This is a genomic window from Falsiroseomonas oryzae, assembly GCF_027856955.1.
In the GTDB taxonomy this organism is placed as follows: Bacteria; Pseudomonadota; Alphaproteobacteria; order Acetobacterales; family Acetobacteraceae; genus Falsiroseomonas; species Falsiroseomonas oryzae.
Genome location: NZ_JAPSMD010000652.1, coordinates 1 through 2,205, shown reverse-complemented (window position 1 = coordinate 2,205; position 2,205 = coordinate 1). Strand labels below are relative to the sequence as shown.

At 73.8% G+C, this 2,205-nt stretch carries 1 protein-coding gene; it reads left to right on the top strand.

Translation table 11 applies throughout. From position 1 onward, the window contains the following. Positions 1–2,178 (top strand): calcium-binding protein (locus tag OZN99_RS30140; protein WP_270938899.1); only part of this gene is annotated, 2,178 nt, incomplete at its 5' end. Between the last annotated feature and the right edge of the window lie 27 nt (positions 2,179–2,205).

Sequence of the window (2,205 nt, the reverse complement as noted above, 5' to 3'; positions counted from 1 at the left end):
GACAGCCTGTCCGGCGGCACCGGCAACGACCGCCTGCTCGGCGGCACGGAGGCCGACATCCTGGATGGCGGCGCGGATGGCGACACGCTGGATGGCGGCGGCGGCAACGACAGCCTGCTCGGCGGCGGCGGCGCCGACAGCCTCGTCGGCGGCACCGAGACCGACACGCTCGACGGCGGCACCGAGGCCGACACGCTCGATGGCGGCGGCGCCAATGACAGCCTGCTTGGCGGCGGCGGCAACGACCGCCTGCTCGGCGGCACCGAGAACGACATCCTGGATGGCGGCACCGAGGGCGACACGCTGGATGGCGGCGCCGGCACCGACAGCCTGCTCGGCGGCACCGGCAACGACAGCCTGTTCGGCGGGGCGGACGCCGACACGCTGGACGGCGGCGGCCAGGCCGACACGCTGGATGGCGGCGAGGGCGCCGACCTCTACCTGGTCGCCGGCACCACCACCGCGGCAAGCGACAGCGGCGTGGATGCCGGGCGCGACCGCGTGCGCGCCAGCAGCAACCACACGCTCGGCGCCGGCATCGAGGACCTGGAGCTGACGGGCGCGGCGGCGAACGGCACCGGCAACGGCCTCGCCAACCAGGTCTTCGGCACCGCCGCGGCGAACGTGCTGTCCGGGCTGGACGGCGCCGACACGCTGGATGGCGGCGCGGGCAACGACAGCCTGCTCGGCGGCACCGGCAATGACAGCCTGATCGGCGGCACGGAGGCCGACACGCTGGATGGCGGCGCCGATGGCGACACCATCTCCGGCGGCGCGGGCACCGACAGCCTGCTCGGCGGCACCGGCGACGACAGCCTGCTCGGCGGCACCGAGGCCGACACGCTGGATGGCGGCGGCCAGGCGGACACGCTGGATGGCGGCGAGGGTGCGGATGTCTACGTGTTCGGCGGCGGCAGCGCGGTCATCGCCGACAGCGGCCTGGACGGCGCGCGCGACCGCCTGCGCGCCTCCGCCAACACCACCCTCGCCACCGGGATCGAGGATCTGGAGCTGACCGGCACCGCCCGCTACGGCGGCGGCAACGCCGTCGGCAACCACCTGATCGGCACTGCCGCGGGCGACGTGCTGGACGGGCTGGCCGGCAACGATACGCTGGACGGCGCCGCCGGCGCCGACGTGCTGATCGGCGGCACCGGCTTCGACACCTACATCGTGGACAACATCGGCGACGCGGTGGTGGAGGAGCTGGGCGAGGCCGGGCTGGTGCTCGCCTCCGTCACCTTCAGCCTGGCCGGGACCAGCATCGTCAACCTCCAGCTCCAGGGGGTGGCGAACATCAACGGCACCGGCGGCGACGTCGGCGACAGCATCCTCGGCAACGAGGGCGCCAACAGTCTTGCCGGCGGGCTCGGCAACGACACGCTGAACGGCGGCGGCGCGGCGGACAGCCTGGATGGCGGCCTCGGCGACGACAGCCTGAACGGCGGCACCGGCAACGACCGGCTGATCGGCAACGACGGCAACGACACGCTGGGCAGCATGGCCGGGCCGGGCTCCGACGCGGACACGCTGGAAGGCGGCCGCGGCAGCGACCTCTACCGCGTGGACAGCACGCTCGACCTGCTGTTGGTCGACATCTCCGGCGCCGATACGGTGGAGGCGCTGGCCAGCACCACGCTGGCCAACGGCATCGAATGGCTGGTCATGCTGGGCAGCGATCCGCTGACCGGCACGGGCACCGGCACCAACAACGTCATCCTCGGCAATGCCGGTGCCAACGTGATCTTCGGCGGCCTCGGCAACGACCGGCTGGAGGGCGGCGGCGGCGACGACCAGCTGCTCGGCGGCCCCGGCGACGACCTGCTGCTGGCGCAGGCCGGCTTCGACCTGCTGACCGGCAACGACAATGCGGACCGCTTCCGGCTGGACATCGGCGGGCTCGACCTGGCGGACCGGATCACCGACTTCGACCGCCTGCAGGGCGACCGGATCGAGGTGGTCAACAGCGGGTTGCCGGTGGGCCAGCTGGCGGCGACGGCCTTCCGGGCCGACGCGACGGGCTTCGCCAGCACCGCCGACCACCGGGTGATGTGGGAGAACGACGTGGGCCGGCTGTGGTTCGACCCGGACGGCACCGGCGCCGCGCCCCGCGTGCTGGTCGCCTTCCTCACCGGCGTGCCGGCGGTGCTGGAGAGCGACATCTGGGTCCTGTCGTGATGGGGCGAGGCTGACGCGGCCGGGGGC